At 41.9% G+C, this 26,642-nt stretch carries 27 protein-coding genes and 1 rRNA gene; 17 read left to right on the forward strand and 11 right to left on the reverse strand.

Features of this window, described 5'->3' with window-relative positions; translation table 11 throughout:
• Positions 1-24: 24 nt before the first annotated feature.
• Positions 25-1,577, reverse strand: a 16S ribosomal RNA gene (locus L3V77_RS17065).
• A 642-nt stretch (positions 1,578-2,219) separates the two neighbouring features.
• On the opposite strand from L3V77_RS17065, the gene L3V77_RS17070 reads away from it, so the two are divergent.
• Positions 2,220-2,768 carry a gamma carbonic anhydrase family protein gene (locus tag L3V77_RS17070; RefSeq protein ID WP_275136804.1) on the forward strand — a complete coding sequence of 183 codons (549 nt, stop codon included), beginning with the start codon at positions 2,220-2,222 and terminating at the stop codon, positions 2,766-2,768.
• Here L3V77_RS17070 and L3V77_RS17075 read toward each other — a convergent pair.
• From L3V77_RS17075 to L3V77_RS17090, 4 genes are all read right to left on the reverse strand, one after another.
• Complete coding sequence (locus L3V77_RS17075) at positions 2,761-3,024, reverse strand: DUF1488 domain-containing protein (protein ID WP_275135167.1); 264 nt, start codon at positions 3,022-3,024, stop codon at positions 2,761-2,763. The genes L3V77_RS17070 and L3V77_RS17075 overlap by 8 nt on opposite strands.
• Positions 3,024-3,857, reverse strand: coding sequence for a shikimate dehydrogenase (gene aroE / locus L3V77_RS17080; protein ID WP_275135168.1), 834 nt, complete (start codon positions 3,855-3,857; stop codon positions 3,024-3,026). The genes L3V77_RS17075 and aroE overlap by 1 nt, the downstream gene beginning before the upstream one ends.
• 75 nt (positions 3,858-3,932) lie before the next feature.
• A complete protein-coding gene (gene hemF / locus L3V77_RS17085) occupies positions 3,933-4,841 on the reverse strand; it encodes an oxygen-dependent coproporphyrinogen oxidase (protein ID WP_275135169.1) in 909 nt (302 codons plus the stop codon).
• A gap of 42 nt (positions 4,842-4,883) precedes the next feature.
• Positions 4,884-5,441 (reverse strand): L-threonylcarbamoyladenylate synthase, encoded by a 558-nt coding sequence (locus tag L3V77_RS17090; RefSeq protein WP_275135170.1) that lies wholly within the window; start codon positions 5,439-5,441, stop codon positions 4,884-4,886.
• A gap of 170 nt (positions 5,442-5,611) precedes the next feature.
• Here L3V77_RS17090 and purE point away from each other — a divergent pair, with 170 nt between their 5' ends.
• Positions 5,612-6,097, forward strand: coding sequence for a 5-(carboxyamino)imidazole ribonucleotide mutase (purE, locus tag L3V77_RS17095; protein WP_275135171.1), 486 nt, complete (start codon positions 5,612-5,614; stop codon positions 6,095-6,097).
• Positions 6,098-6,102: 5 nt separating this feature from the next.
• Positions 6,103-7,245 carry a 5-(carboxyamino)imidazole ribonucleotide synthase gene (locus tag L3V77_RS17100; protein ID WP_275135172.1) on the forward strand — a complete coding sequence of 381 codons (1,143 nt, stop codon included), beginning with the start codon at positions 6,103-6,105 and terminating at the stop codon, positions 7,243-7,245.
• Between the two features lie 27 nt (positions 7,246-7,272).
• Here L3V77_RS17100 and L3V77_RS17105 read toward each other — a convergent pair whose 3' ends face one another.
• From L3V77_RS17105 to dprA, 3 genes are read right to left on the reverse strand one after another with little or no spacing between them, the layout of a single operon-like run.
• Positions 7,273-7,848, reverse strand: a complete 576-nt coding sequence (locus L3V77_RS17105) for a topoisomerase DNA-binding C4 zinc finger domain-containing protein (protein WP_275135173.1) — start codon at positions 7,846-7,848, stop codon at positions 7,273-7,275.
• A 20-nt stretch (positions 7,849-7,868) separates the two neighbouring features.
• On the reverse strand, positions 7,869-8,342 hold the full coding sequence (locus L3V77_RS17110) for a DUF494 family protein (protein WP_275135174.1): 474 nt from the start codon (positions 8,340-8,342) through the stop codon (positions 7,869-7,871).
• Between the two features lie 2 nt (positions 8,343-8,344).
• Positions 8,345-9,451 (reverse strand): DNA-processing protein DprA, encoded by a 1,107-nt coding sequence (dprA, locus tag L3V77_RS17115; protein ID WP_275135175.1) that lies wholly within the window; start codon positions 9,449-9,451, stop codon positions 8,345-8,347.
• A gap of 226 nt (positions 9,452-9,677) precedes the next feature.
• Here dprA and def point away from each other — a divergent pair, with 226 nt between their 5' ends.
• The 6 genes from def to L3V77_RS17145 all read left to right on the forward strand — a co-directional run bounded on the left by def (position 9,678) and on the right by L3V77_RS17145 (position 16,009).
• Positions 9,678-10,190 carry a peptide deformylase gene (gene def / locus L3V77_RS17120; RefSeq protein ID WP_195704710.1) on the forward strand — a complete coding sequence of 171 codons (513 nt, stop codon included), beginning with the start codon at positions 9,678-9,680 and terminating at the stop codon, positions 10,188-10,190.
• A gap of 13 nt (positions 10,191-10,203) precedes the next feature.
• On the forward strand, positions 10,204-11,151 hold the full coding sequence (gene fmt, locus L3V77_RS17125; RefSeq protein WP_275135176.1) for a methionyl-tRNA formyltransferase: 948 nt from the start codon (positions 10,204-10,206) through the stop codon (positions 11,149-11,151).
• Between the two features lie 108 nt (positions 11,152-11,259).
• A complete protein-coding gene (gene rsmB / locus L3V77_RS17130; protein WP_275135177.1) occupies positions 11,260-12,543 on the forward strand; it encodes a 16S rRNA (cytosine(967)-C(5))-methyltransferase RsmB in 1,284 nt (427 codons plus the stop codon).
• A 56-nt stretch (positions 12,544-12,599) separates the two neighbouring features.
• Positions 12,600-13,976: a Trk system potassium transporter TrkA gene (gene trkA, locus L3V77_RS17135; RefSeq protein WP_275135178.1), complete on the forward strand. Its 1,377-nt coding sequence runs from the start codon at positions 12,600-12,602 to the stop codon at positions 13,974-13,976.
• Positions 13,977-13,994: 18 nt separating this feature from the next.
• Positions 13,995-15,440, forward strand: a complete 1,446-nt coding sequence (locus tag L3V77_RS17140) for a TrkH family potassium uptake protein (protein WP_275135179.1) — start codon at positions 13,995-13,997, stop codon at positions 15,438-15,440.
• A 14-nt stretch (positions 15,441-15,454) separates the two neighbouring features.
• Positions 15,455-16,009: a DUF3157 family protein gene (locus L3V77_RS17145; RefSeq protein ID WP_275135180.1), complete on the forward strand. Its 555-nt coding sequence runs from the start codon at positions 15,455-15,457 to the stop codon at positions 16,007-16,009.
• Here L3V77_RS17145 and L3V77_RS17150 read toward each other — a convergent pair.
• Positions 16,006-16,659, reverse strand: a complete 654-nt coding sequence (locus L3V77_RS17150) for a hemolysin III family protein (protein WP_275135181.1) — start codon at positions 16,657-16,659, stop codon at positions 16,006-16,008. The genes L3V77_RS17145 and L3V77_RS17150 overlap by 4 nt on opposite strands.
• A 100-nt stretch (positions 16,660-16,759) precedes the next feature.
• Entirely contained in the window at positions 16,760-17,563 is an 804-nt protein-coding gene (locus L3V77_RS17155; protein WP_275135182.1) for a sporulation protein, read from the reverse strand.
• 301 nt (positions 17,564-17,864) lie between these two features.
• Here L3V77_RS17155 and L3V77_RS17160 point away from each other — a divergent pair, with 301 nt between their 5' ends.
• The 5 genes from L3V77_RS17160 to L3V77_RS17180 all read left to right on the forward strand — a co-directional run bounded on the left by L3V77_RS17160 (position 17,865) and on the right by L3V77_RS17180 (position 21,732).
• Positions 17,865-18,032 (forward strand): hypothetical protein, encoded by a 168-nt coding sequence (locus L3V77_RS17160; RefSeq protein ID WP_195704717.1) that lies wholly within the window; start codon positions 17,865-17,867, stop codon positions 18,030-18,032.
• Between the two features lie 92 nt (positions 18,033-18,124).
• Positions 18,125-18,391 carry a YihD family protein gene (locus tag L3V77_RS17165; RefSeq protein WP_195704718.1) on the forward strand — a complete coding sequence of 89 codons (267 nt, stop codon included), beginning with the start codon at positions 18,125-18,127 and terminating at the stop codon, positions 18,389-18,391.
• A 202-nt stretch (positions 18,392-18,593) separates the two neighbouring features.
• Complete coding sequence (ccoG, locus tag L3V77_RS17170; RefSeq protein ID WP_275135183.1) at positions 18,594-20,012, forward strand: cytochrome c oxidase accessory protein CcoG; 1,419 nt, start codon at positions 18,594-18,596, stop codon at positions 20,010-20,012.
• A 60-nt stretch (positions 20,013-20,072) separates the two neighbouring features.
• The gene (locus L3V77_RS17175) at positions 20,073-21,089 is read left to right on the forward strand and encodes a serine/threonine protein kinase (RefSeq protein WP_275135184.1); all 1,017 of its coding nucleotides are present in this window, start codon (positions 20,073-20,075) and stop codon (positions 21,087-21,089) included.
• A 43-nt stretch (positions 21,090-21,132) separates the two neighbouring features.
• On the forward strand, positions 21,133-21,732 hold the full coding sequence (locus L3V77_RS17180) for a thiol:disulfide interchange protein DsbA/DsbL (RefSeq protein ID WP_275135185.1): 600 nt from the start codon (positions 21,133-21,135) through the stop codon (positions 21,730-21,732).
• Positions 21,733-21,810: 78 nt separating this feature from the next.
• Here L3V77_RS17180 and L3V77_RS17185 read toward each other — a convergent pair whose 3' ends face one another.
• Positions 21,811-23,334 (reverse strand): YifB family Mg chelatase-like AAA ATPase, encoded by a 1,524-nt coding sequence (locus tag L3V77_RS17185; RefSeq protein WP_275135186.1) that lies wholly within the window; start codon positions 23,332-23,334, stop codon positions 21,811-21,813.
• 423 nt (positions 23,335-23,757) lie between these two features.
• Between L3V77_RS17185 and ilvG the strand changes: the two genes are divergently transcribed.
• Genes ilvG through L3V77_RS17200 form a run of 3 tightly spaced genes read left to right on the forward strand, consistent with a single transcriptional unit; the run spans position 23,758 to position 26,641 of the window.
• Positions 23,758-25,404 carry an acetolactate synthase 2 catalytic subunit gene (ilvG, locus tag L3V77_RS17190; RefSeq protein WP_275135187.1) on the forward strand — a complete coding sequence of 549 codons (1,647 nt, stop codon included), beginning with the start codon at positions 23,758-23,760 and terminating at the stop codon, positions 25,402-25,404.
• A complete protein-coding gene (gene ilvM, locus L3V77_RS17195; RefSeq protein ID WP_195704724.1) occupies positions 25,404-25,673 on the forward strand; it encodes an acetolactate synthase 2 small subunit in 270 nt (89 codons plus the stop codon). The genes ilvG and ilvM overlap by 1 nt, the downstream gene beginning before the upstream one ends.
• A gap of 14 nt (positions 25,674-25,687) precedes the next feature.
• Positions 25,688-26,641, forward strand: coding sequence for a branched-chain amino acid transaminase (locus L3V77_RS17200; RefSeq protein WP_275135188.1), 954 nt, complete (start codon positions 25,688-25,690; stop codon positions 26,639-26,641).
• Position 26,642: the final 1 nt, after the last annotated feature.

Genomic DNA, 26,642 nt, shown 5'->3' on the forward strand with positions numbered 1-26,642 from the left:
CACTCATCATGCGCAATCATCGTTTAAGGAGGTGATCCAGCCCCAGGTTCCCCTAGGGCTACCTTGTTACGACTTCACCCCAGTCATGAACCACAAAGTGGTAAGCGTCCCCCCGAAGGTTAAACTACCTACTTCTTTTGCAGCCCACTCCCATGGTGTGACGGGCGGTGTGTACAAGGCCCGGGAACGTATTCACCGTAGCATTCTGATCTACGATTACTAGCGATTCCGACTTCATGGAGTCGAGTTGCAGACTCCAATCCGGACTACGACGCACTTTTTGGGATTCGCTCACTATTGCTAGCTGGCTGCCCTCTGTATGCGCCATTGTAGCACGTGTGTAGCCCTACTCGTAAGGGCCATGATGACTTGACGTCGTCCCCACCTTCCTCCGGTTTATCACCGGCAGTCTCCCCAAAGTTCCCGACATAACTCGCTGGCAATTAAGGATAAGGGTTGCGCTCGTTGCGGGACTTAACCCAACATTTCACAACACGAGCTGACGACAGCCATGCAGCACCTGTCTCAGAGCTCCCGAAGGCACGCCTGTGTCTCCACTGGCTTCTCTGGATGTCAAGAGTAGGTAAGGTTCTTCGCGTTGCATCGAATTAAACCACATGCTCCACCGCTTGTGCGGGCCCCCGTCAATTCATTTGAGTTTTAATCTTGCGACCGTACTCCCCAGGCGGTCTACTTAACGCGTTAGCTCCGAAAGCCACGGCTCAAGGCCACAACCTTCAAGTAGACATCGTTTACGGCGTGGACTACCAGGGTATCTAATCCTGTTTGCTCCCCACGCTTTCGCATCTGAGTGTCAGTATCTGTCCAGGGGGCCGCCTTCGCCACTGGTATTCCTTCAGATCTCTACGCATTTCACCGCTACACCTGAAATTCTACCCCCCTCTACAGTACTCTAGTTTGCCAGTTTCAAATGACCTTCCGGGGTTGAGCCCCGGGCTTTCACATCTGACTTAACAAACCACCTGCATGCGCTTTACGCCCAGTAATTCCGATTAACGCTCGCACCCTCCGTATTACCGCGGCTGCTGGCACGGAGTTAGCCGGTGCTTCTTCTGTAGCTAACGTCAAACAATAAGCGTATTAAACTTACTGTCTTCCTCACTACTGAAAGTACTTTACAACCCGAAGGCCTTCTTCATACACGCGGCATGGCTGCATCAGGCTTTCGCCCATTGTGCAATATTCCCCACTGCTGCCTCCCGTAGGAGTCTGGACCGTGTCTCAGTTCCAGTGTGGCTGATCATCCTCTCAGACCAGCTAGAGATCGTCGCCTTGGTGAGCCATTACCCCACCAACTAGCTAATCTCACTTAGGCTTATCCAATCGCGGAAGGCCCGAAGGTCCCCTCCTTTCCCCCGTAGGGCGTATGCGGTATTAGCTATCGTTTCCAATAGTTATCCCCCTCAACTGGGCAAATTCCTAAGCATTACTCACCCGTCCGCCGCTCGACGCCTATTAACGCTCCCGAAGGATTGTTAATTTCGTTTCCGCTCGACTTGCATGTGTTAAGCCTGCCGCCAGCGTTCAATCTGAGCCATGATCAAACTCTTCAATTTAAGTTCTTTTTGGCTCAATGAATACTGACTTTAAATTGCCTTTTACTTTAGATAACCAAAGGTTAAATAATAAAATGTTCTTTAAAGTTCTATCACTCCAACAGAGTGATATTTAAATAACTGTGTTCGACGTTAATTCGCTTTCACTTTTAAAAAAATAAAAACAAAGTAAGCATCAAATTAGGTCACTCAGTTCATTGAAACCGTTGTTGATTTCGTGCCCTAAAGCAGAGAATCATCTTCGATTGCCATCAACGAGTGCCCACACAGATTGATATAGGTTTAAATTGTTAAAGAGCGTTGCTTCGATATTCCCGTTAAGGTCTGTCTTAAGCAAGGCGGCCATTCTAGCGATTTCACGTGAAGTGTCAAACACTTTTTTATTTATTTTTCACTTTACAAAAAATGAGAATAAACTTCGTTTCACTAGGCTGTTCACCTAACTGACATTCTGCGCTAACCCTTGTGGGCTGTGCCGTGTCAGTGTTGGCGCATTATAGAGAGCTCAAGGATATTGGCAACCCCTTTTTTAGGATTTTTACGATTTATTTACTGTTTGGACAGTTTTCATCCACTAAAGGCCAGTTTTACTAACTTTACTATTTGCATATACTCTATATAAGTAAATAAAAGGGATAAATGATGAGCAAATTGAAAAGCTTTAAAGGAATACACCCTGAAATTGGTACCTCCGTGTATATAGACGAGACTTCAGTTTTAGTTGGTGATGTAAAGGTTGGAGATGATTCGAGTATCTGGCCTTTTGTGTCAGCTAGAGGCGACGTTAATCATATTCATATAGGTCAACGCTCAAATATCCAAGATGGCAGTGTGTTACATGTTACTCATAAGTCAGAAGACAATCCCAGGGGTTACCCACTCATCATAGGAAACGACGTAACCATTGGACACAAAGTAATGTTACATGGATGCACAATTAACGATTGTGTACTTATCGGTATGGCTGCCATTGTTTTAGATGGTGCCACGATAGAGGAAAATGTCATGATTGGTGCAGGTAGCCTAGTACCACCAAATAAGATATTAGAAAGTGGCTACCTCTATGTCGGCAGCCCAGTTAAACAAGCCCGACCTTTGAAAGAACAAGAACTGGCCTTTTTAAAGAAATCGGCAGATAACTATGTAGCAAATAAAAACGACTATCTAGAACACGTCAACCCTATTAAATAATTTCAACTTGATCGAGGTCGTTAAAGCGTTCGTCCTCGATCATGTCTTCGGCTATCTCTTCAATATCGAATCGATACTCAGAAAAAACATCTAAAATAATATCTGAATGTAGCTCAATGGTTCCTGACATCGCTGTCAGTCGTTGTCGTGAGATAGTGCATTTAATTAACGAACCCGCCTGTTGCGCAGTAAATTCTACAACCTCTCGTTTGTCATTCCATTCTTGGATATCAGAGAACAATATCGATTGATTCATTACTGACCCTCCAAATTTTTTCGAAGCTCTCTTAGTATCTGTTTGGTTCCCGGACGTAGCCCTCGCCACAGCATAAAACTTTCGGCCGCCTGACCAACCAACATACCAAGCCCGTCATGAATCTGTGCAACACCATTCTCCCTTGCCCATTGGTTAAAGGTGGTCATCCCTGCGCTATAGGTCATATCATAAGCGACAGTGTTCGCACCAAAAATTTTAGGGCTGATACTCGGAACTTTTTTGTATAGGCTAGCAGAAGTTGAATTGATAACCACATCAAATGGACTATCTATTTCATCTATATATTCCGTAGTGACATTACCGAAAGGTGTAAATATCTGGGCAAGTTGTTCTGCTTTCTCGAATGTTCGATTGACTAAGGTAAGCTTACTTGGTTTTTGATCTAATAAAGGTTTAATCACGCCCCTCGCAGCTCCGCCAGCGCCGAGTAACAAAATACGGCGACCTTCTAGTGGCACTTGATACTGAATAAGATCCTGAACAAGACCCTCACCATCTGTGTTATCGCCGATTATCTCACCATCATCGAGCTTTTTAAGCGTATTGACCGCGCCAGCCAATTCCGCTCGTTTAGTCAGCCTATCAGCAAATTGAAATGCTTCTTCCTTAAATGGTGCCGTAATATTGCACCCTCTCCCCCCTTCCCTGAAGAACCGCTCCACGGCGGTTAAAAAAAGACCGACTTCAGGTCCACAGCTTGAATACTCCATGTTTTGCGCAGTTTGTCTCGCAAACAGAGTATGAATAAAGGGAGATTTGCTTTGTGAAATTGGGTTGCCAAATACGAGGTATTTATCAGTGGTACCAGCCATATCCTTGCCTACTGTAATAAATAAAAAGGGCCATCTAAGATGACCCTATCATTTCAAGTTCGCTTAGCCAATAACTTAAACCCACTCTTTGGGCTTCAAATACTCTTTATAGAGTAGCGCCTCTGCGCTATTGGCCTCTGGTTGAAAATCGTATTCCCATCTAACTAATGGGGGCATCGACATCAGTATCGACTCTGTCCTTCCTCCACTTTGCAATCCAAATAGCGTACCTCGATCGTACACTAAGTTGAACTCAACGTAGCGTCCACGTCGATATAGTTGAAACTGGCGTTCACGATCGCCATATTCCATTGACTTTCTTTTGTCTACTATCGGTAAATAGGCACAAGTGAACCCTTCACCTACGGCTTGAATATAGGAAAAGCATTTATCAAACTCCCATCGATTCAGGTCATCAAAAAACAGACCACCAATGCCACGCGTTTCATCTCTATGCGGTAAGTAAAAATAGTCGTCACACCATTTTTTGTGCTCGGCGTAAACCTCTTGTCCAAACACTTCACAAATAGATTTCGCTTTTTGATGCCATTGAATGCAATCTTCTTCAAAGGGGTAAAAAGGCGTCAGATCAAACCCTCCACCAAACCACCAAATGGGTTCTTCTCCTTCTTTTTCTGCAATAAAAAATCGAACATTAGCGTGAGATGTAGGGATATAAGGATTTTTAGGATGGATAACTAGTGAGACCCCCATAGCTTCAAATTTTCGGCCAGCTAATTCTGGCCTATGAGCAGTAGCAGAGGCTGGCATTTTTTCACCATAAACATGAGAGAAATTTACTCCCCCCTGTTCGAATACAACACCGTTTCTAAGAACTCGAGTTCGACCTCCCCCCCCAAGCTCTCTTTTCCAAGCATCTTGCTCAAATGTGGCTCCACCGTCTGCCTGTTCTACTTGGAGACAGATGCTATCTTGTAATCCTAACAAAAATGATTTTACTTGCTCTTTATTCACTGTAGACATAATTTTTCACCGCAGATGTAATTTTAATCACTGTAGATACCGCTATCCATGTCTTAATATTGTAGAACTACATGCATCTCTTATCTCTGAAGGTTTACTTCTACCTCCAGTATTGCCTTCCAACACAATAACACCAGTATTCCCAAGTTGAGCAGTAACTTCTTCTGTCGTCATGCACGCTGGTTGCCCCGATAGGTTCGCACTTGTCGAGGTAATTGGTTTCCCAAACGCCATACAAACTTTTTGAGCCAACGGATGATCGGTCACCCTAACCGCCACCGTATCGAACTGACCCGTAACGAGATTAGATGTCAGGTGACTAACAGGCATAACCCAAGTAACTGGTCCCGGCCACGATTCTTTAATTTCAATTAATCGTTCAGTACTCAATGAAGAGGTGTCAATGTAAGGAGCAAGCTGTTCGTAGGTGGCCGCAACTAATATAAGTCCTTTTTCTACGGCTCTTTTTTTTACATCGAGAAGCTTGTTTATTGCTTCATCATTATCTGGATCGCAGCCTACACCGAAAACACCCTCTGTTGGATAGGCAATTACGTTACCACTCATTAACGCTTCAATTACTTGGTCAAAGTTACTCATTTTTCTACTTTATGGCCCCAATACTCATCTTAGTGTACAAATTCTTATGCTAAGCCGCTAATGACTATTTAAAAATAACTAACGCAAACGTTTTCCTTGTGTCATTTTAACCTTATAATGCGCGGAAAATATCAACTAACAATGAATGAACTAATTTGTAGGAGTTAGCGATGAAAGTCGGAATTATTATGGGTTCTAAATCAGATTGGCCCACCATGAAACTTGCTGCTGAAATGTTAGATCTATTTGGTGTAGCTTACGAAACAAAAGTTGTTTCGGCTCACCGGACTCCGCAGCTATTAGCTGATTATGCAAACAGCGCAAAGGAACGCGGGCTAAAGGTCATCATTGCTGGCGCTGGTGGTGCGGCTCATCTTCCTGGTATGGCAGCGGCCTTCACTTGTTTACCAGTATTAGGTGTCCCCGTTCAATCCCGTGCATTAAAAGGAATGGACTCACTATTATCGATTGTCCAGATGCCAAAAGGTATTGCAGTTGGAACGTTGGCGATTGGCGAAGCAGGTGCAGCAAATGCAGGTATACTCGCAGCACAAATAATTGGAACGAATGATGAAGCAGTAATGGCAAAAGTAGAAGATTTTCGTAAAGAGCAAACCGAAACCGTTTTGGCGAACCCTAACCCTGCAGAGGATTAATACTAATGCACGTTCTTGTACTAGGTGCTGGCCAATTGGCCAGAATGATGTCACTAGCTGGGGCTCCTCTCAATATTCAAATCTCTGCATTTGATGTGACGAGTGAAAATATTGTCCACCCTTTGACTCAAGCACTACTTGGCCACGGGTTAGAAAACGCTATCGATCAAGCCGATGTTATCACAGCCGAATTCGAGCATATTCCGCATAACATTTTGGATATTTGCCAAGCAAGTGGAAAGTTTCTACCTAGTACTGAAGCCATTAAGATTGGTGGTGACCGTAGATTAGAGAAAGCCTTATTAGATAAAGCGGGCGTAGCTAACGCCAAATACCACGTAGTAAATACACAAGAGGACTTTGCAAAAGCCATCGAAATAGTCGGTATGCCCATGGTTTTGAAAAGCACGCTCGGAGGTTATGACGGAAAAGGCCAGTGGCGACTCAAGAGTCACTCAGAAGCAGACAATATTTGGCCCGAAGTAAAAGCTTGCATCGCTGAATCACCAAACCAAGCCATCGTTGCAGAAGCGTTTATACCATTTGATCGAGAAGTTTCTCTAGTAGGAGCCAGAGGTAAAGATGGCAAAATTGCTGTTTATCCACTTGCGGAAAACATCCATACCAATGGTGTTTTATCTCTTTCTACCGCAATAATCGACCCAGCCCTACAATCACAAGCTAAGCAAATGTTTACCAACGTAGCAAAGACATTAGACTATGTTGGCGTACTCGCTTTAGAGTTTTTCGATGTTGGCGGTAAATTGCTAGTCAATGAAATCGCTCCACGAGTACACAATTCTGGACATTGGACTCAACAAGGCGCAGAAGTATGCCAATTTGAAAATCATCTACGGGCGGTTTGCGGACTACCACTAGGTGGCACCAATCTAATTCGACCAACAGCGATGATAAATATTCTCGGTGAAGACTCGCTTCCAACGGGAGTATTAAAAGAACAAGCATGCCATATTCATTGGTATGGCAAAGATAAACGCCCGGGAAGAAAGATGGGACACATCAATGTCAGTGCTGACAATTACTATGAACTAAGTGAGCAATTACTTACCCTATCAGAGATACTGGATGAGGCTTCATTTCCTGCCCTCAAACACTACGCTATCAAACTAGAGCACAGCGGGAACTAAAATAAAAAAACGGCGCTATCTGCGCCGTTAGTTTTTTTGAATATGCTGACATTTTCGCTCGGCACATTGAAGACCAACTCCCTTAGAGCCGTTTTTTTCAACTAAAAGGGGATACCCGCAGTTTTCACATTTACCGTTCTTAGGCGGTTGATTAACTGCAAATTTACATTCGGGATAATTATCACAAGCCCAAAAAATCTTTCCAAAACGAGATTTTCGCTCGACAAGATGACCCCCAGCACAATCAGGGCACTTAAACGACTCTGTTTCTTCTTCGCTGGGCTGATCAAGTGATTCAATATGATGACATTCAGGATAACCGCTACAGCCAATAAACATGCCATAACGACCTTGTCGAAGAACCAACTCGTTTTCGCACTCAGGACATGGGATACCTAAAGGCTTAACGATATGTCCGTCATTATTATGAAGCGTTTTGATGTACTCACAATCGGGGTAGCGAGTACACCCAAGAAATCGTCCTGATTTTCCATGTCGAAGGGCAAGCTCTCCTCCATGTGTATCTCCACATAAAGGGCAAGAATCATGCTCTAGTGCATGTTCATGTGCTTCAAATAGCTGGTTATTTATCTTTCCGCTCATACATGCCTTGACGATCCAGTTTAGTGTAATATGCCCGTTTCTGCGGTATAGAGTAACTCTTCCATAAGCGTATAAGCATTCTCATTTCCAGGTACATTAAACAGCACCATTAAAATGATCCATTTTAAATCATCAAGCAGTAGCTCTTGTGTTTCTAACCCCATAACCCGATCAATAACCATCTCTCGAGTTTCAGTTGTTAACACATTAACCTGTTCTAAAAAGAGTAAAAAACCTCTGTTCTTAACATCAAGGCGACATTTTTCGTCTTCAGTGTAGATTCTTGTCGAGGTTGACGCGCCCTTTGCAATCGCAGAACGCTGATCACTCTGTTGAAGCGCCGCCAAATCTTCGAGCCAATCGAGCGCCTTATAGATTTCCTCTTGGTGGAAACCCGCCCTTAGTAACTCATCTTCAAGTTCGTCTTGGTCGACTATTAACTCTGCATCATTATGGATGTAGGTTTCGAACAGATACATCAAGATGTCCATCATAGCTAACCCCTCCTCGTTCGAATATAACCGCCAGATACAGCTGCAACATGCCCCTGAAGTTCTAGCTCTAGAAGCTGCATCATAATTTCATTCACTGGGATATGGGTCCTCTGTGCCAAAATATCAACCGATACAGCTTCTTCTCCCCCTACGTTAGCCAAGAGTGCCGAAAATGGCAATTGCTCTTTTTCATCTTCAGTAGAAAATAGCTCTCTTTGATTGTTAATCGACCAGTTCAACAAACTGTCTATCTCTTTCAGCATATCACTTGAGGACTGAACAAGGCTTGCTCCCTCTTTTATTAGCGAATTTCCTCCCTTGGCGTGAGGATTATGAATAGAACCTGGCAGCGCAAATACTTCTCTACCCTGATCATTCGCATACCTTGCCGTGATCAACGAACCGCTTTTTTGCGCAGCCTCGACAATAAGCACACCTAAAGACAGTCCACTAATGATTCTATTTCTACGAGGGAAGTGTTCGGGTTTAGGTAACCCATTAGGTCTAAACTCCGATACCAAAGCACCATTTTCTATAATTCTTTCCGAAAGGTCACGATGCTTAGCAGGATAAATACTCTCTAAACCCGAACCAAGCACTGCAATTGTTTTTCCTCCCGCTTTTAGAGCACCATCATGCGCGTGACCATCAATACCCAATGCTAACCCACTAGTAATCGTTATTCCCTTACGAGCCAAGTCACCAGAAAAAGCTTTCGCATTATTTAAACCATCAACGCTCGCATTTCGACTTCCAACGATGGCAATTTGTGGCTCAGACAGACAATCAACATCCCCTTTGATAAACAAGATAGGAGGAGGGAGCCCGATTTTCTTGAGGAGTTCCGGGTAATCATTATCGATTAAAGTCATCACTCTATTAGCTGAACCGGATTGTTGCCATGAAAGACAATAATCCACATCTTTCGCCGCATCTCGTTTGATGTAATCGATCTGTTGTGGTTTTAACCCTAAGTATTCTAATTCTTTTCGAGAAAAACTGACGATATTCTCCGGAGAAGAAATAGCAACTAACTTACTGAAATTACGACTACCTATATAGGGGGTAAAACTAAGTGTTAACCATGCCGAAAGCGTTTTTTCACACATTAATAACCTCTCTCTAGTGCAGATTTAGATCGAACTGGTATACAAAAAAAAGAAGAGACTAAAAAAAATACTAATTTCGAGTAAAAAAAGAGTAAAATAGTCAGATCGTGGCTTTTATTCCTGAATATTGAGATTTCAGGATGCTGTCATTTGATCTATTAAATGTCTAGAATTGCGTTATTCACTGTTTCGCGGTTTGGACACAGTTCAATTTTTAGAGTTATTTATGTCTGTATTAGAAGTATTAACATTCCCGGATGATCGCCTTCGCACTGTCGCTAAACCAGTCAAGGTAGTCACTCCACAGATCCAAAAATTCGTCGATGACATGATTGAAACCATGTACGAAGAAGAAGGCATTGGCCTTGCAGCAACTCAGGTTGATTTCCATCAACGTATCGTCGTTATCGATATTTCCGATTCTCGCGATCAGCCGATGGTATTAATTAATCCAGAAATCACTGATAAACGTGGTGATGATGGTATAGAAGAAGGCTGTCTATCCGTTCCCGGAGCAAGAGCTTTAGTCCCAAGAGCTTCGGAAGTATCGGTAGAAGCATTAGACCGCAATGGCGAAAAATTCAGTTTTGAGGCATATGACCTTTTAGCTATATGCGTTCAGCACGAATTGGACCATTTAGAAGGAAAGCTTTTTGTTGATTATTTATCGCCTTTAAAGCGTAAGCGAATTAAAGATAAGCTCGAAAAAATTAAACGCTTCAACGAAAAAAACAATTAACAACGAGGTTACCTTGAGCCAATCACTACGTATTGTCTTTGCCGGTACTCCGGATTTCGCCGCCCGCCACTTGGCGGCGTTGTTGTCTTCGGAGCACGAGGTCATTGCTGTATATACTCAACCAGATCGCCCAGCAGGTCGCGGTAAAAAGCTAACCGCTAGTCCTGTGAAAAATATCGCAATAGAAAATAATATTAGCGTTTTTCAGCCAGAGAATTTCAAGTCAGATGAAGCGAAACAACAACTCATTGACCTCGATGCCGACATAATGGTTGTTGTTGCGTATGGTTTATTACTACCACAACGAGTATTAGACACTCCAAAGTTGGGCTGCATTAATGTACATGGTTCGATTCTTCCGCGTTGGCGAGGTGCCGCTCCAATTCAGCGTTCAATTTGGGCTGGGGATGAGCAAACAGGTATCACTATCATGCAGATGGATATTGGGTTAGATACAGGGGATATGCTCAATATAGATACGTTGCCAATTGAAGCAACAGATACAAGCGCGTCAATGTACGACAAATTGGCTAATCTTGGACCGAGTGCACTGATTAACTGTTTGTCTGATATAGCGGGCGCTGAAGCAAATCCTATAAAACAAGATGATGCGTTTGCTAATTACGCAAAAAAACTATCGAAAGAAGAAGCAAAGATAGACTGGTCACTCGATGCAGAACAAATTGAACGTTGCGTTCGAGCTTTTAACCCATGGCCAATGAGCTATTTTAGTGTTGCAGATAACAATATTAAGGTTTGGCGTAGCAGAGTCGAAAACATCAAAAATGACAGAGAAGCTGGGACGATATTACAAGCCGATAAACATGGTATATATATCGCCACTGGAAATAATGTTCTAGTGCTAGAACAGATTCAAATTCCAGGGAAAAAACCCATGCCTGTTCAAGATGTCCTCAACTCACGCAGTAGTTGGTTTGAAGTAGGTAGACAATTACTCTAGAGACAGATAATTAAGGCTAGCCTCCCGCTAGCCTCTTCTTTTTAGATCATACTAATGTGCCCGTTTTTATAACGATCACTACTGTTAAAATGAAATTAGGTTTTTAAAATGAATGTTCGTGCAGCCGCAGCCACCGTTCTTTTCCAAGTAGTAGATAAAGGTCAATCTTTATCTACTGCTCTTCCTGCCGCCCAACAAACCATAAAGCCACGTGACCATGCATTACTGCAAGAAATTTGCTATGGCTCGCTCCGCTACTTGCCAAGGCTCGAAACCATTGCAAATAAACTAATGGATAACCCTTTAAAAGGGAAAAAACGAGTGTTTCATCATTTGGTGTTAGTTGGTATTTACCAATTAAGTTTTATGCGCATTCCTGCTCATGCGGCCGTTGGCGAAACGGTCGAAGCAACAAAAAACCTTAAAGGACAAAGCTTAAGCGGCCTTATCAATGCAGTATTAAGAAGCTACCAAAGAAATCAACAAGAATTAGACCAATTCGCAGTAAGCAATGACGCTGGAAAATATGGCCACCCAGGTTGGTTACTTAAGCTACTGAAAAGTGCCTACCCTGATAATTGGGAATCGATTATTGAGGCTAATAACAGCAAGGCACCAATGTGGTTAAGAGTGAACGAAGTACATCACAGTCGAGATGAATATTTAGCTTTATTAAAGAATGAAGAGATCAATGCAACCATTCACCCTCATGCTAAAAATGCCTTAAAGCTAGAAAAACCAACAGATGTCAGCAACCTCCCAGGATTTGATAAAGGTTGGGTTTCCGTTCAAGACGCGGCAGCACAGTTGTCGGTCGACTTCTTGAAACCACAAGAAAATGAACGCATTCTTGATTGTTGTGCCGCTCCAGGTGGAAAAACGGCTCATATATTAGAGCGCATCAAAAACAGTCAAGTCGTCGCCATAGATTCCGATGAATATAGGCTAAAAAGGGTCTATGAAAACCTTGACCGACTAAACCTAAGTGCAAAAGTAATATGTGGTGATGCCCGTAAACCAGAAGAATGGTGGACAGGTGAAAAATTTGACCGCATCCTTCTAGATGCTCCTTGTTCGGCAACGGGCGTTATTCGACGTCACCCTGACATAAAATGGTTACGTCGCGCCAATGACATTGTGGCTTTAGCACAACTTCAAAGTGAAATTATTGACGCTATGTGGCAGCAACTTAAAACAGGTGGCACAATGGTTTATGCTACCTGTTCAATTACCCCACAAGAAAACAGTGAACAAGTAATTGATTTTTTAAAAAGAACGAATAACGCAGAGCTTATCGGCTCTGATATTGAAAGCCCGGGGCGACAGATTCTCCCCGGGGAAGAAGATATGGACGGTTTTTATTATGCCGTACTAAAAAAGAATGCCAAATAAACTATTTTATTTGCATTAACAACGACATATTAGCTTTTTAAAGAGATGGCACAGTTATGAAAATCATTATTCTTGGAGCAGGTCAGGTTGGTGGCACACTCGCTGAAAATTTAGTGGGTGAAAATAACGATATCACCATCGTAGACAAAAACAGTGATCGCTTAAGGGAGCTTCAAGATAAATACGATTTACGAGTAGTCAATGGACACGCCAGTCACCCGAACACGTTACGCGAAGCCGGTGCCCAAGATGCGGACATGTTAGTGGCTGTGACCAACTCTGACGAAACCAATATGGCGGCTTGTCAGATTGCATTCACTATTTTTAATACACCTAATCGAATCGCTCGTATTCGTTCTCCTGAATATTTGAAAGAGAAAGAGACACTCTTCCACTCTGGCGCTGTGCCAGTTGATCACTTAATTGCTCCTGAAGAGCTCGTGACTAGTTACATCGAGCGTCTAATTCAGTACCCTGGCGCGCTGCAAGTTGTCAGTTTTGCTGATAAGAAAGTAAGTTTGGTGGCAGTTAAAGCCTATTATGGTGGCCCTCTCGTTGGTAACGCACTTTCCACTCTGCGTGATCACATGCCTCATATAGATACGCGTGTCGCCGCTATTTTCAGACAAGGTCGACCTATCAGACCTCAAGGTACGACAATAATAGAAGCGGACGATGAAGTATTCTTCGTAGCGGATAGCTATCATATTCGTTCTATTATGAGTGAACTACAAAGACTCGAGAAACCTTACAGACGTATTATGATCGTTGGTGGAGGTAATATCGGCTCTTCATTAGCGAAACGATTAGAGTTCGATTACAGTGTGAAACTAATCGAACGCAGTTTAGCTCGAGCAGAAAAATTATCGGAAGAACTAGAAAAAACCATCGTCTTTTGTGGTGACGCTGCCGACCAAGAGCTGCTGATTGAAGAAAATATTGATCAAGTGGATGTTTTCATCGCGTTAACTAATGAAGACGAAACCAACATTATGTCTGCCATGTTAGCAAAGCGTATGGGTGCAAAAAAAGTAATGGTACTCATCCAACGTGGCGCTTATGTTGACCTCGTTCAGGGAGGCAATATTGATGTGGCCATTTCACCTCAACAGGCCACTATTTCTGCTCTATTAACTCATGTAAGACGTGCTGATATTGTTAACGTATCTTCATTAAGACGCGGAGCAGCAGAAGCCATTGAAGCCATTGCGCACGGTGATGAAACCACATCAAAGGTTGTTGGCAGACCAATCGGTCAATTAAAACTACCTCCTGGTACCACAATAGGCGCAATTGTCCGTGGCGAAGAAGTAATGATTGCTCATGACAAAACGGTGATAGAGCAAGATGATCATGTTGTTATGTTTCTTGTGGATAAAAAGTATGTTCCTGACGTTGAACTGCTTTTCCAACCTAGCCCGTTCTTTTTATAACTAGGCTACGCGTTTATCATGGTTAACTTTCGTCCGATTATGTTTGTTATAGGGTTAGTATTATCCAAACTAGCCCTGTTTATGTACATTCCAACATTGGTCGCTTTCTTTTCTGGTACTGACGGTTTTCTCGAGTTTGGCAAAGCGGTTGTCATCACGCATATCGCTGCATTTCTATGTATTTCACTCGGTAAAACCGAACATTTCCGCCTTGGCGTAAGAGATATGTTTCTAATCACATCCTTGGTTTGGATGATAGCGAGCGTATTTGCAGCACTCCCCTTTGTGTTTATTAACCATATCAGCTTCACGGATGCTTATTTTGAGACGATGTCTGGCATTACAACAACAGGCTCTACCGTTTTAAGTGGCCTAGACAATATGGCACCAAGTATATTGTTATGGCGCTCAACCCTTCAATGGTTAGGAGGAATTGGTTTCATTGTCATGGCGGTAGCAGTCTTGCCAATGTTAAATGTTGGTGGTATGAGACTATTCCAGACAGAATCATCCGATTGGTCTGATAAAAGTTCACCTAGAGCAAAAACCGTCGCAAAAAATATTGTTGCTGTTTATCTTTCACTAACGGCAGCCTGCATTCTTGGTTACTTAATCACTGGTATGGGCTTCTTTGATGCGGTAAATCATGGGTTTACGACACTATCCACAGGTGGTTACTCAACATCAGATGGCTCAATGAACCATTTTTCTAATGGCGCTCATTGGGTTGCGACATTATTTATGTTTCTCGGTGGCTTACCTTTTCTGCTCTTTGTTAGCGTATTACGAAACAAAACCTTTACCGCCCTTTATCTCGATGCTCAAGTTCGTGGATTTGCCTTGTTATTTATCATCGCTAGTGCGGTGATAGCCAGTTGGTTAATTGTACATAACGGCTACACTACATCGGATGCTATTCGTGTATCCATGTTCAATATTGTCTCTATTATCACAACCACTGGTTATGGGTTAGAAGATTTTACGGCATGGGGAGGACTACCTACCGTTCTCTTTGCTTTTTTAATGTTAGTAGGCGCATGCTCCGGGTCTACCTCTGGTGGTATCAAAATATTTCGGTTCCAAATTGCGATGACGCTATTCAACAAACAAATGCTAAAGTTGATCCATCCATCCGGTATATTTGTACAACGTTACAATAAACGCCCTGTAAGTGACGATATCGTTCGCTCAATGGTCGCATTTGGTATCACCTTTTTTGCCACAATAATCATTATTGCAGGCTCTTTATCCGCCATAGGGTTAGATCCCATCACAAGCATTTCAGGTTCTATTACTGCCGTTGCTAATGTCGGCCCAGGCATGGGGGACATAATCGGACCTACTGGAAATTTTGCGCCGTTGCCTGACTTGGCAAAATGGATACTCGGATTAGGAATGTTAATGGGACGACTAGAAATACTCACTATTCTTGTACTCTTCTTTCCCGCTTTTTGGCGCACGTAAACTAAGGCTTATAAATGAAACAACTCTTATTGATAATCGCTATATTGGGAACCAGCCCTGTGTTTGGTTCTCAAAATCTAACCCTACCGGATGGTAGACAAGTACAACTTAACGATGACTTTACATGGCACTATAGTGAAGATATAAAATCAGTACCTAAGCAAAATAATATTGAGGAAGGTTCAGTAGCCCTCATTCCTGTAAAGAAAATCACGGCCACAACAATAGTTCCAAATAGCAATAAAAATACACTACAACTGTCTGACAGTGGTGTTGATGTTTTACTTGGTAAAGCAACCTATAGCGAAGGGAAACTAACAATACCTACATCAATAACAAATCAGGGTTCATCATCAATAATTCTAATTGAACTTGAATACCAAGTTTTTGATTCTGCCGGTAAAGCATTAATAAAAGACAACAAAGCTATTTGGCAATCCGTTAAGAGGATGTCTGATACCTATCTCAGACCAGATGAGTCAAAATTAGGTAAAGAACTAAAAATTGAACTTCCAGAACAACCACAATACCAAATGACGAGTAAGATTATTTCCGTTGAATTTCGCTAACTTGGATCGACATAATAGTAGATAGAAAGGAAATGACATACACACCCAGCCAATACAAAACCATGCCAAATGGCGTGATTAAATGGTATTTTTTTAGCCACATAAAAAATAACGCCTAACGAATAGACCACTCCTCCAACAGCCAATAGCGCTAATCCACCTATATCGATATTCATCGCTAGTTGATAAATTACAATTAGCGATAACCATCCCATCGTAAGGTAAATCCAAAGAGACAGTTTTTCAAATCGATAGATAAAGGCAAACTTAAAGATAATCCCAAACAAAGCTATCGACCAAATAACAGCCATTAATCCAATCGCTAATGGGGTTCTTAAACTCACTAATAAGAAGGGTGTATAACTGCCAGCAATGAGTACATAAATAGCACAATGATCAAAAGTCTTAAGTGCTCGCTTGGTTTTTTGATACGGGATAGAGTGATACAACGTTGAGGCCAAAAAAAGTACAATAACGCTGGTACCATAAAGACTCATGCTGATTATCGTTAACGTATCTGCATTGTTCTCAACAGCTTTTGTTACTAGAAAATAGGATCCAACGACACCAAAAATGACCCCGAGACCATGAGACACACCATTAGCGATCTCCTCCCATACACTGTATTCATTTTCTGGTTTAGTCGACATACTTCAACTTCCTCATAGAGCTAAGAAACAGAAGTATGTCACATTAAGCTTACACGTGTAAGCTGAAATTATTTGCATTGTTTGATAATTGAGACAATATTTAACTCGTCGAAACCAAATACTCTATAACCTGCTTACCGGCTTCACTGCCTTCTGTACCTTTAGGTATCAATAAATTTCTCTTTATTTTTCCTGCACCTAAAAGGTTCGAAAGCATACCTCCCAACCCTTGCTTCTGACGATCCACCTCAAACCAAAGTTCAAGTGCATCATCATGCTGATAAGCCACAATTTCCAACTCTCTCCATCGACCATGAAACTGACCCGTAGTAGGCACGAGTTCGAATTCTTGAACGAAAGGGAGAGCAAACCCTTTCGTCGCTTCACACTCCACCTGCCGAATACGCAAACCTTCTTCTTCAAGAGCAGTAAATACACCATCCAAAACAGGGGTTGGCCTTACCGTTAAAATATCCTTATCAGTAGGATCTTTAGCCAAGGAAATATCTAATCCTGTTTCCAACCAAACTTTGGTATCTCCTATTGTTACCGGAGTATTAGCAGGTAAATCTAGCTCAATATCAAAGCTCCTTTGTTGCCCAGACTCAATAGTAAAAGAATAAGGAAGCTTCCAGCTCGCCAATACATAATCACGGGGAACACGCCTCATTCTTCCCACATAGTTATCACTTTTACTTTTATCATTATCTGCAGGAACTTCGTCGATATATCGACAATAGATTTTCAGATCTATATTATCGATATCCTGAGGGGTGGAACCACCATAGACCTCGATTACAATCTTCGCCTTTTCACCTGGAATTAGGAATTCTTGCTGTAAGATTGAGTCAACTCTCGCTGAACCAACACCGAAACTGGCTAAAGTTTTTTTAAGAAACGACATTGCCTTACTCCTTTAGAAGACATCTTATTCATACTAACCACTCTAGACCAAAAAAACTCACCACAAAATAGCAAAATAGAACTAACCACACTCTTTACAACTAATTAGTGTTTAAAAAAACAACTATTTTTTGAACCATATCTCGATAAGATCCTATCTGGGTGATATTATTTATAACGATATGCAACGCATATTGTTATTCCTGATTATTTGTTGGAATGGTTTACACCAAAGAGATTTATCTCGTAGATAATCAGGCCATTAACTTGGCAAAGGAGTTGCCTGACTGTTAGGTATTTTGATGCGACCAACATCCGTCAGGTTTTCACGCACCACTAGAAGCGTGTCTCTACGTCGCTGTGGAGCTGTTTCAGCACCGATGGCTAAAGCTCCAACCTCTGCAAAGAGTTTGGTAGAAAAAAAAGCAATCAGTAAGCAGCATGATCAACAAATCATCCAAGCGGCATAATAAAAAAGCGCAGTCTTAATCTCTGCGCTTTTTTCTTTCCACTCTATTTGATAACGTGCACTGTACATCAATAAAAAAGTTGTGGAGAAATCATGAAGTGTCACCGAGTTAATGAGGTAATTGAGTTACTTCACCCTGAATGGCAAAAAGACCCAGAGACCAATCTGATTCCATTTATCCTTAAACTATGTAAAGAAGCAGGCTATAACGGTAAATTGGACGATCTCACCGATGATGTTTTGATCTATCACCTTAAGATGAGAAACAGCAACAAAAATGAGATGATACCCGGCCTTGCCAAAGATCAGGAAAATGACTTCAAAACAGCGATATTAAAGGCCCGTGGAATAATTAAATAGGTCAACTGGAATGAAGAATGTAGAGCGACACAAGTGTGTCGCTTTTTTGTTTCTAGATCACAATTTTTGTTAAAAATAGACATCAATAAAGAAACCGATTTGTTAAGGGATATATAATCGTCGTCTAATAAATACTAAAAGCATAAAAAGTAATGTCATATAAGTACGTATCGCTTAATCAAAAGCCCAAAAAGGAACATTCATGAGTCAAGATAAAATAGACATAAAAGATGTGACTCCCAAAATATTTAACCCTAAAACACATAAGGGAAAAAAAGATAGATTTAATCCTAGTGATGGTATTTATGTACGAGAAAGCAAAGGAACCTTTCAAAAATTAAGACGCTATGGCGCTTGGTTCTTACTCCTATTATTCGGATTGGTTCCTTGGATACCATACGGTGAAAGACAAGCTATATTGCTTGATATTGGCAATCAACAATTCAATTTTTTTGGTACCACCTTATACCCACAAGATTTAACCTTGCTTGCACTCTTGTTCATGATAGCGGCATTTGGCCTGTTTTTTATTACGACATTTTTAGGCCGAGTATGGTGTGGTTACCTTTGTCCCCAAACTGTATGGACATTTATGTATATCTGGTTTGAAGAAAAACTGGAGGGGGCGGCAAATAAAAGACGGAAACAAGATGGCGGTAAGATGACATCAAACCTTCTGCTGCGAAAAACCATCAAACATATAGCTTGGCTTGGTATTGCCCTTGTTACTGGATTTACTTTCGTTGGGTACTTTGTCCCGATAAAAGATCTTGTAGTCGACTTCTTAACGCTAAATACGACGTTCTGGGCTGGTTTTTGGGTTGTGTTTTTTGCGGTATGTACTTACGCAAATGCAGCTTGGATGCGATCTATTGTCTGTATCCACATGTGTCCTTACGCTCGCTTCCAATCTGCAATGTTTGATAAAGATACTTTTATTGTCGGTTATAACCAAGAACGAGGAGAATCTAGAGGCCCTCGTCCACGTAAGGCTGATCCGAAAAAACTGGGATTAGGTGACTGCATTGATTGTGATTTGTGTGTTCAAGTTTGCCCAACAGGCATTGATATACGTGATGGGCTTCAATATGAATGTATCAACTGTGGTGCATGTATTGATATTTGTAATCAAACAATGGATCGTATGGGTTATGAAAAGAATTTAATCAGTTATACCTCAGAGCATAAATTATCTGGTAAACAAACAAAAGTAATGCGACCGAAACTAATAGGTTACGGCGGTATCATGGTGTTAATGCTTGTCTTGTTTGCCCTTCAAATTGCCAGTGTAGAACCCGCTGGAATGAGTGTATTAAGAGACAGAAACCAACTATTTAAAGTCAATTCCGAAGGTTATGTCGAAAACACCTATAATCTAAAAATAATAAACAAGACTCAGCAACTACAGAACTACTCTCTGGATGTAACGGGTCTAAATGATATTACTTGGTACGGAAACCAAACCATTCAAGTCCAACCGGGTGAAGTTGTCAACTTACCAATAAGCTTAGGAGTAGCAACTGAAAACTTAAGCTCTCCTGTTGCTACGATTCAGTTTATACTCACCGATAGTAACCAATTTACTGTCGAAGTTGAGAGCAGGTTTGTTAAAAAACTGTAACTTAGCAAAACAATTAGAAAAAGGGCTCTAAAGGGCCCTTTTTTATTTCTGGATCCATTTATGACTATCGATTCTAACAATACAGACATTTCAAAAGACACTGCATTCAATTTTGATGCTCTTACACCAGACTTCATGTGGTACGCAATAGAAAGCATTGGAATAAGAGCTGAATCAGGTTTGCTTGCACTAAATAGTTATGAAAACCGTGTATATCAATTCGTGGATGAAGAAAAACAGCGTTACGTGGTTAAGTTTTATCGCCCACAAAGATGGACGACAGAGCAGATCCAAGAAGAACACGACTTTACGTTAGAACTACTTGAACAGGAACTCCCTGTCGCGCCTCCTTGCATTATTAATGGACGCACGCTTCATGAATACAAAGGTTATCATTTCACCTTATTTGTCAGTGTAGGAGGACGACAGTTTGAAGTTGATAATGCGAATCACCTTGAATGGGTTGGTCGCTTTATGGGTAGGATTCACAATATCGGTAAAAAACAAACTTTTATTCATAGACCAAGTCTCGGCTTAGATGAATACCTTTACCAACCCCGTAAGCTTTTACAGCAATCTACTTTTATACCGCCTCATTTAGAAAATAGTTTCTTTAGCGACCTCGATTTATTAATCGCGCGTATTGAAGACAATTGGAATGACGATTTCACCTCAATTCGCTTACATGGCGACTGCCATCCTGGTAATATTTTATGGCGGGATGGACCAATGTTTGTCGATTTAGACGATGCTCGCAATGGTCCTGCAGTACAAGACTTATGGATGCTTCTAAACGGCGATAGACATGACCGACTTGCTCAATTAGATATATTACTTGAAGGCTATGAGGAATTTTGCGATTTTAATCCGTCAGAGCTGAAACTTATTGAACCATTACGTGGATTGCGAATGGTACACTATATGGCTTGGCTCGCAAAAAGGTGGCAAGATCCAGCATTTCCACTCGCTTTTCCTTGGTTTGGCGACCCAAAATATTGGGAAAACCAAGTGCTTGGATTTAAAGAACAGATATCGGTTCTACAAGAACCCCCACTTTCACTAATGCCTCAATGGTAATATAAAAATTAAAAAAATAACGACAGATGGAGTCAAAGTTCAAATGAAAAAATTATTTATGTTACTCGCTACCCTGATATTAAGCACATCAATACAAGCCGCTCAGTTTAATGAAGGAACGCACTATGAAGTATTAGACTTGGAAAAGACTTCTACTCCAACAGTCACCGAGTACTTCTCTTTCTTTTGTGGGCACTGTAATAATTTTGAACCCGTAATTCAGCAGCTTAAAACAAAATTACCCAAGAACGCCAAATTTCAAAAAGTACATGTTTCCTTTATGGGTGGCAACATGGGCGTTCCAATGGCTAAGGCTTATGCAAGCATGATCGTATTAAAAGTTGAAGATAAAATGGTTCCTTACATGTTCAACCAAATACACAAACTTCGAACTCCACCCAAGACAGAAAAAGAAATACGCCAAATGTTTATCGACAATGGTGTAGACGCAAAGAAATTTGATTCTGCATACAAGGGATTTGCCATTGATTCTATGCAGAAACGTTTTGATAAACAATTTAAAGCCGTTAAGTTAAGCGGAGTTCCAGGGGTTGTTGTCAACAATCGTTATATTGTTAAAACAGATGGGATTAAAAACTACGACGAGTATTTTGACTTAGTTAATTATCTACTTGCGCTATAGGCGTCAAATTAGAAACGGAGCTTAAATGCTCCGTTTACAACCCATATTCGTAAACGTGATGGCCATTCTGGCCATATCCTAGATCACCTGAGCGTTTAATAATTTCAATAACCTATCCATAGAACGGTACCCCAGCGCTTCAGCTAAGTGTGCTCGACTAATTAGTTCATTCGACTCCAAATCAGCGATAGTACGAGCAACCTTTATTATTCGATGATATGCACGTATTGATAACCCTAACCTATGTAGCGCATCTTCTAAAAACTCGGCGTCTTGTTTGTCCAAAATACAAAATTTCTCTATTTCTCTACTTGTTAGAAGTGCATTTATTTTTCCTGATCTTCTTAACATATACGCTCGGGCTTCTTCTACCCTACCCTTTATAACATGGGTAGTTTCTCCTCTATCTCCACCTTCCGCTAGCATTCCTTTCGGCAATAAAGGGATCTCTAATGACATATCAAACCTATCCAATAGAGGCCCCGACAGCCGACTCAGATAACGAAGTACTACCTGAGGGTTTATCCGAGCCTTATCGCCATCATAATAACCTGTGGGACTTGGATTCAGTGCTCCAACGAGCTGGAATCGAGCTGGAAAACGGGTCTTTCCCGCCGCTCTAGAGATAACAATCTCTCCAGACTCTAGTGGCTCTCTCATTGAGTCCAACACCTTTCTTTCAAATTCAGGCATTTCGTCAAGGAACAACAATCCATTATGTGCCAAGGAAATCTCACCTGGACGAGGAATCGAACCACCACCAACTAAGGCCGCCATAGAAGATGAATGATGAGGAGACCGAAAAGGTCTTTTCTTCCAATTAAACTTATTTATGTCTTGCTCCGTTAAAGAAGCCACAGAGGCCGTTTCGAGCGCTTCGTCATCACTCATTTCAGGCAGTAAGTCACAAAGTCGAGAGGCTAGCATGGTTTTTCCTGTGCCTGGCGGACCGAGAAAAAGAAGATTATGTCCACCTGCCGCAGCTATCTCCAATGCTCTCTTTCCCTGTTGCTGACCAATGACATCTTGTAAATCTCGGCTGTGCACCCACTTATCTTCGGACCTTTCTACCTGAAATAAAGACAAGTTATCTTGCCCGCATAACGCCGAACACACCTCCAACAAACTTGCAGCGGATTTATGCCTCTCTTTGCCAACCAATGCCGCTTGATCTCCATTTTCTTCAGGTACAACTAAGCATCGTTGAATTTTATTGGCCGCCAACGCTGCAGGCAATACACCTTTGACCGGGCGTAACGCCCCAGAAAGCGCTAACTCACCAACAAACTCATATTCGCTAAGTTTATCAACGGCTATCTGTTCAGCCGCCGCGAGGATCCCTAGCGCGATAGGTAAATCAAATCGTCCCCCCTCTTTAGGTAAATCAGCAGGAGCAAGGTTTACTGTGATCTTTTTGCTCGGGTACTCAAAATTTGAGTTAATTATCGCGCTTCTAACTCGATCCCTAGACTCTTTTACGGTGGTTTCAGGCAAGCCAACAAGTGTAAAACCTGGCATACCATTGCTTATATGCACCTCAACAGTGACAGGAGGAGCGTCTACCCCAACACTTGCTCGGCTGTGAATGACCGCCAATACCATATCTATCCTTATAATTATTTAAAATCAAAAAATTACTTATAGTTCACACTATATAGCGTGCATTTAGGCTAAATAAATATGGAAAAAGACTGAATTTTTCCTTGTCAGCTAACAACAAATTATGTTACCACTAGAGATGCAAACACATTCGCTAGAAAAATAGACAACAAATGAAATTATCCGCTCACATAAATGTGCTCATTATCCTGATTATCGTGGTCATTATTGACACCGCGCGGGGGCGTATAAGCGGAACAAAATAACAAGAGTTAAAAAAAACCCCCGCACTGAAAAGTTCGGGGGTTTTTTACTATTCAATACAACAAACTTTGGCTTACATTTAGCAAAACCGGAAGTATAGGAGCACTGTATGTGCACAATTAAATTAGCGTTGAGAGCAACGCAAACAAGCTGGAGGCATGAATGAACGGATCCGACTTGGTAGTAGCGGCCCTTAAACAGCAAGGTATAACCACAGTATTTGGATACCCAGGTGGCGCCATCATGCCAATTTATGATGCCCTTTATGATGGTGGCGTTGAGCATGTACTTTGCAGACATGAACAAGGTGCTGCAATGGCTGCCATTGGTATGGCACGAGCAACACAAGATGTTGCTGTCTGCCTAGCCACATCTGGCCCCGGAGCGACAAACCTCGTGACAGGTTTAGCTGATGCACTTTTAGATTCTGTGCCACTCGTTGCCATTACTGGTCAGGTTGCTAGCCCACTCATTGGTACAGATGCATTCCAAGAAATAGACGTTATTGGTATATCTTTAGCTTGTTCCAAACACAGTTACTTAGTTACCGACATCGATGACTTAGCGCCAACGTTGGCTGAAGCCTTTGAGGTAGCAAAGTCGGGTAGGCCTGGACCGGTTGTGGTCGATATTGCTAAAGATGTCCAGTTAGCTGAAGCTCCGACTCATCTTCTTCCATTTATCGAACCACCCGCAATTCCAGTGGCCGATCCCAAAGCGCTAGAAAAAGCGCAAAGCCTGCTTAATAAAGCGGATAAACCCGTTCTTTACATTGGTGGGGGCGTTCAAATAGCTAAAGCGACGGATACGGTGCGACAATTTCTTATTAACAATCCAATCCCGACAGTGAGTACTTTAAAAGGCTTGGGTAGCGTCGAGCGTCACGATCCTAATTACCTAGGAATGGTTGGAATGCATGGAACGAAAGCCGCCAATCTAATCGTTCAAGAGTCCGATCTATTAATCGTGGTTGGTGCCCGTTTCGACGATAGAGTGACTGGCCGATTAGATTCGTTTGCCCCAGATGCGAGAGTCATTCATATCGATATTGATGCAGCAGAATTTAACAAGCTGCGCCGCTCAAATGCATCACTGCAAGGTGATATCAACGTTATTCTTCCACAACTTGCGCTTGAACAAGATATATCTCCATGGCTTAAACAAACATCTAATTTAAGAAAAGAGTTCAAATGGCGCTATGACCATCCCGGAGAGCTTATCTATGCGCCTCTACTATTAAAGCAACTTTCAGACTCAATGCCTGACAGCTCTATAGTGTCTACCGATGTTGGCCAACATCAAATGTGGGCGGCGCAACATATGCAACCACGTAAACCAGAAAACTATATAACCTCTGCTGGTCTCGGCACTATGGGCTTTGGCCTTCCAGCTGCTATTGGAGCAAAGATTGCTCGACCTGACGATCAATCTATATTGATCACTGGTGATGGCTCTTTTATGATGAATATTCAAGAGCTAGGCACGATAAAAAGAAAGCAAGTAGCCGTCAAGATGGTTCTACTTAACAACCATCGTTTAGGTATGGTTCGTCAATGGCAATCACTCTTTTTTGATGGTCGCCACAGTGAAACCATTCTAGATGATAACCCAGATTTCCAAGCACTCGCAGCTGCATTTGGTATCCCAGGAAAAACCATTACAACGAAAGCAGAAGTAGAGCCGGCCCTAAAAGAAATGCTAGAAAGTGAGACCGCTTATCTACTTCATGTTCTTATCGATGAAGATGAAAACGTATGGCCACTTGTTCCACCGGGCGCGGCAAATCAAGATATGTTGGAGAATACCTAATGGACAGATACCTATTAAAAATAGAAGCCAACGATAAACCTGTTTTGGTTGAACGCATACTTAGAGTGGTAAGACACCGAGGTTTTACCATCAAGCAAATACTTGCGACACAAAATCATGAGAGTAAAGTTGCTCAAATAGAACTTGTCGTTGACAGTGACCGTCCTATTACGTTGATTACAAATCAAGTTGAAAAACTTTGGGATGTCACTAACGTACATACCTCTAGACTGAAAAAAGACGAAATGCTCAGTGCTTATAAAATTTAAGGAAGGATTTTAAGATGGCAACAAACACTGCTGATTATATTTGGTTTAATGGTGAAATGGTTCCTTGGGGCGAAGCTAAAGTCCATGTTCTTACGCATGCTATGCACTATGGCACCTCAGTATTTGAAGGTATTCGTTGTTATAACACGCCTGATGGACCGATTGTTTTTCGCCACAAAGAGCACATGCAGCGCCTAAAAGATTCTGCAAAAATCTACCGATTTCCTATTAAATACTCTGTTGATGAGTTGATGGAAGCATGTCGCGTGACATTGAGAGACAACAAGCTAGACTCCGCTTACATTCGCCCGCTAGGTTTTATTGGCAACGTTGGTCTGGGTGTTTGTCCACCAACTGATACGGAAATGGACCTTATTATTGCCGCTTTCCCATGGGGTTCCTATTTAGGAGAAGAGGCATTGGCTAACGGTGTTGACGCAATGATTTCTAGCTGGAATCGTGCTGCACCCAATACTATTCCAACGGCGGCTAAAGCAGGCGGTAACTACCTTTCTTCTTTACTTGTTGGAGGAGAAGCTCGCCGTCATGGTTATGCAGAAGGTATTGCCTTAAGTGTTGATGGATACCTTTCTGAAGGTGCAGGAGAAAACATCTTCATTATTAAAAATGGTGTTTTACATACGCCTCCAGCCACTAGCGCTATCCTGCCCGGAATTACTCGCGACTCGATCATGATTTTAGCTAAAGAACTTGGCTATGAAGTCAAAGAAGAAAATATTGCTCGCGAAGCATTATACCTTGCAGACGAAATATTTATGACCGGTACCGCCGCTGAGATAGTACCAGTAAGAAGCGTTGACCAGATTACCGTCGGTGAAGGCAAACGCGGCCCTATTACAGAAAAAATTCAATCCACATTCTTTGGATTATTCAACGGTACAACAGAAGACAAATGGGGTTGGTTAGATTTTGTCTATCCCGAAAACTCTGTTAGTTCAGACAAGTAAA

This window comes from Vibrio sp. DW001 (genome assembly GCF_029016285.1).
Taxonomy (GTDB): domain Bacteria; phylum Pseudomonadota; class Gammaproteobacteria; order Enterobacterales; family Vibrionaceae; genus Vibrio.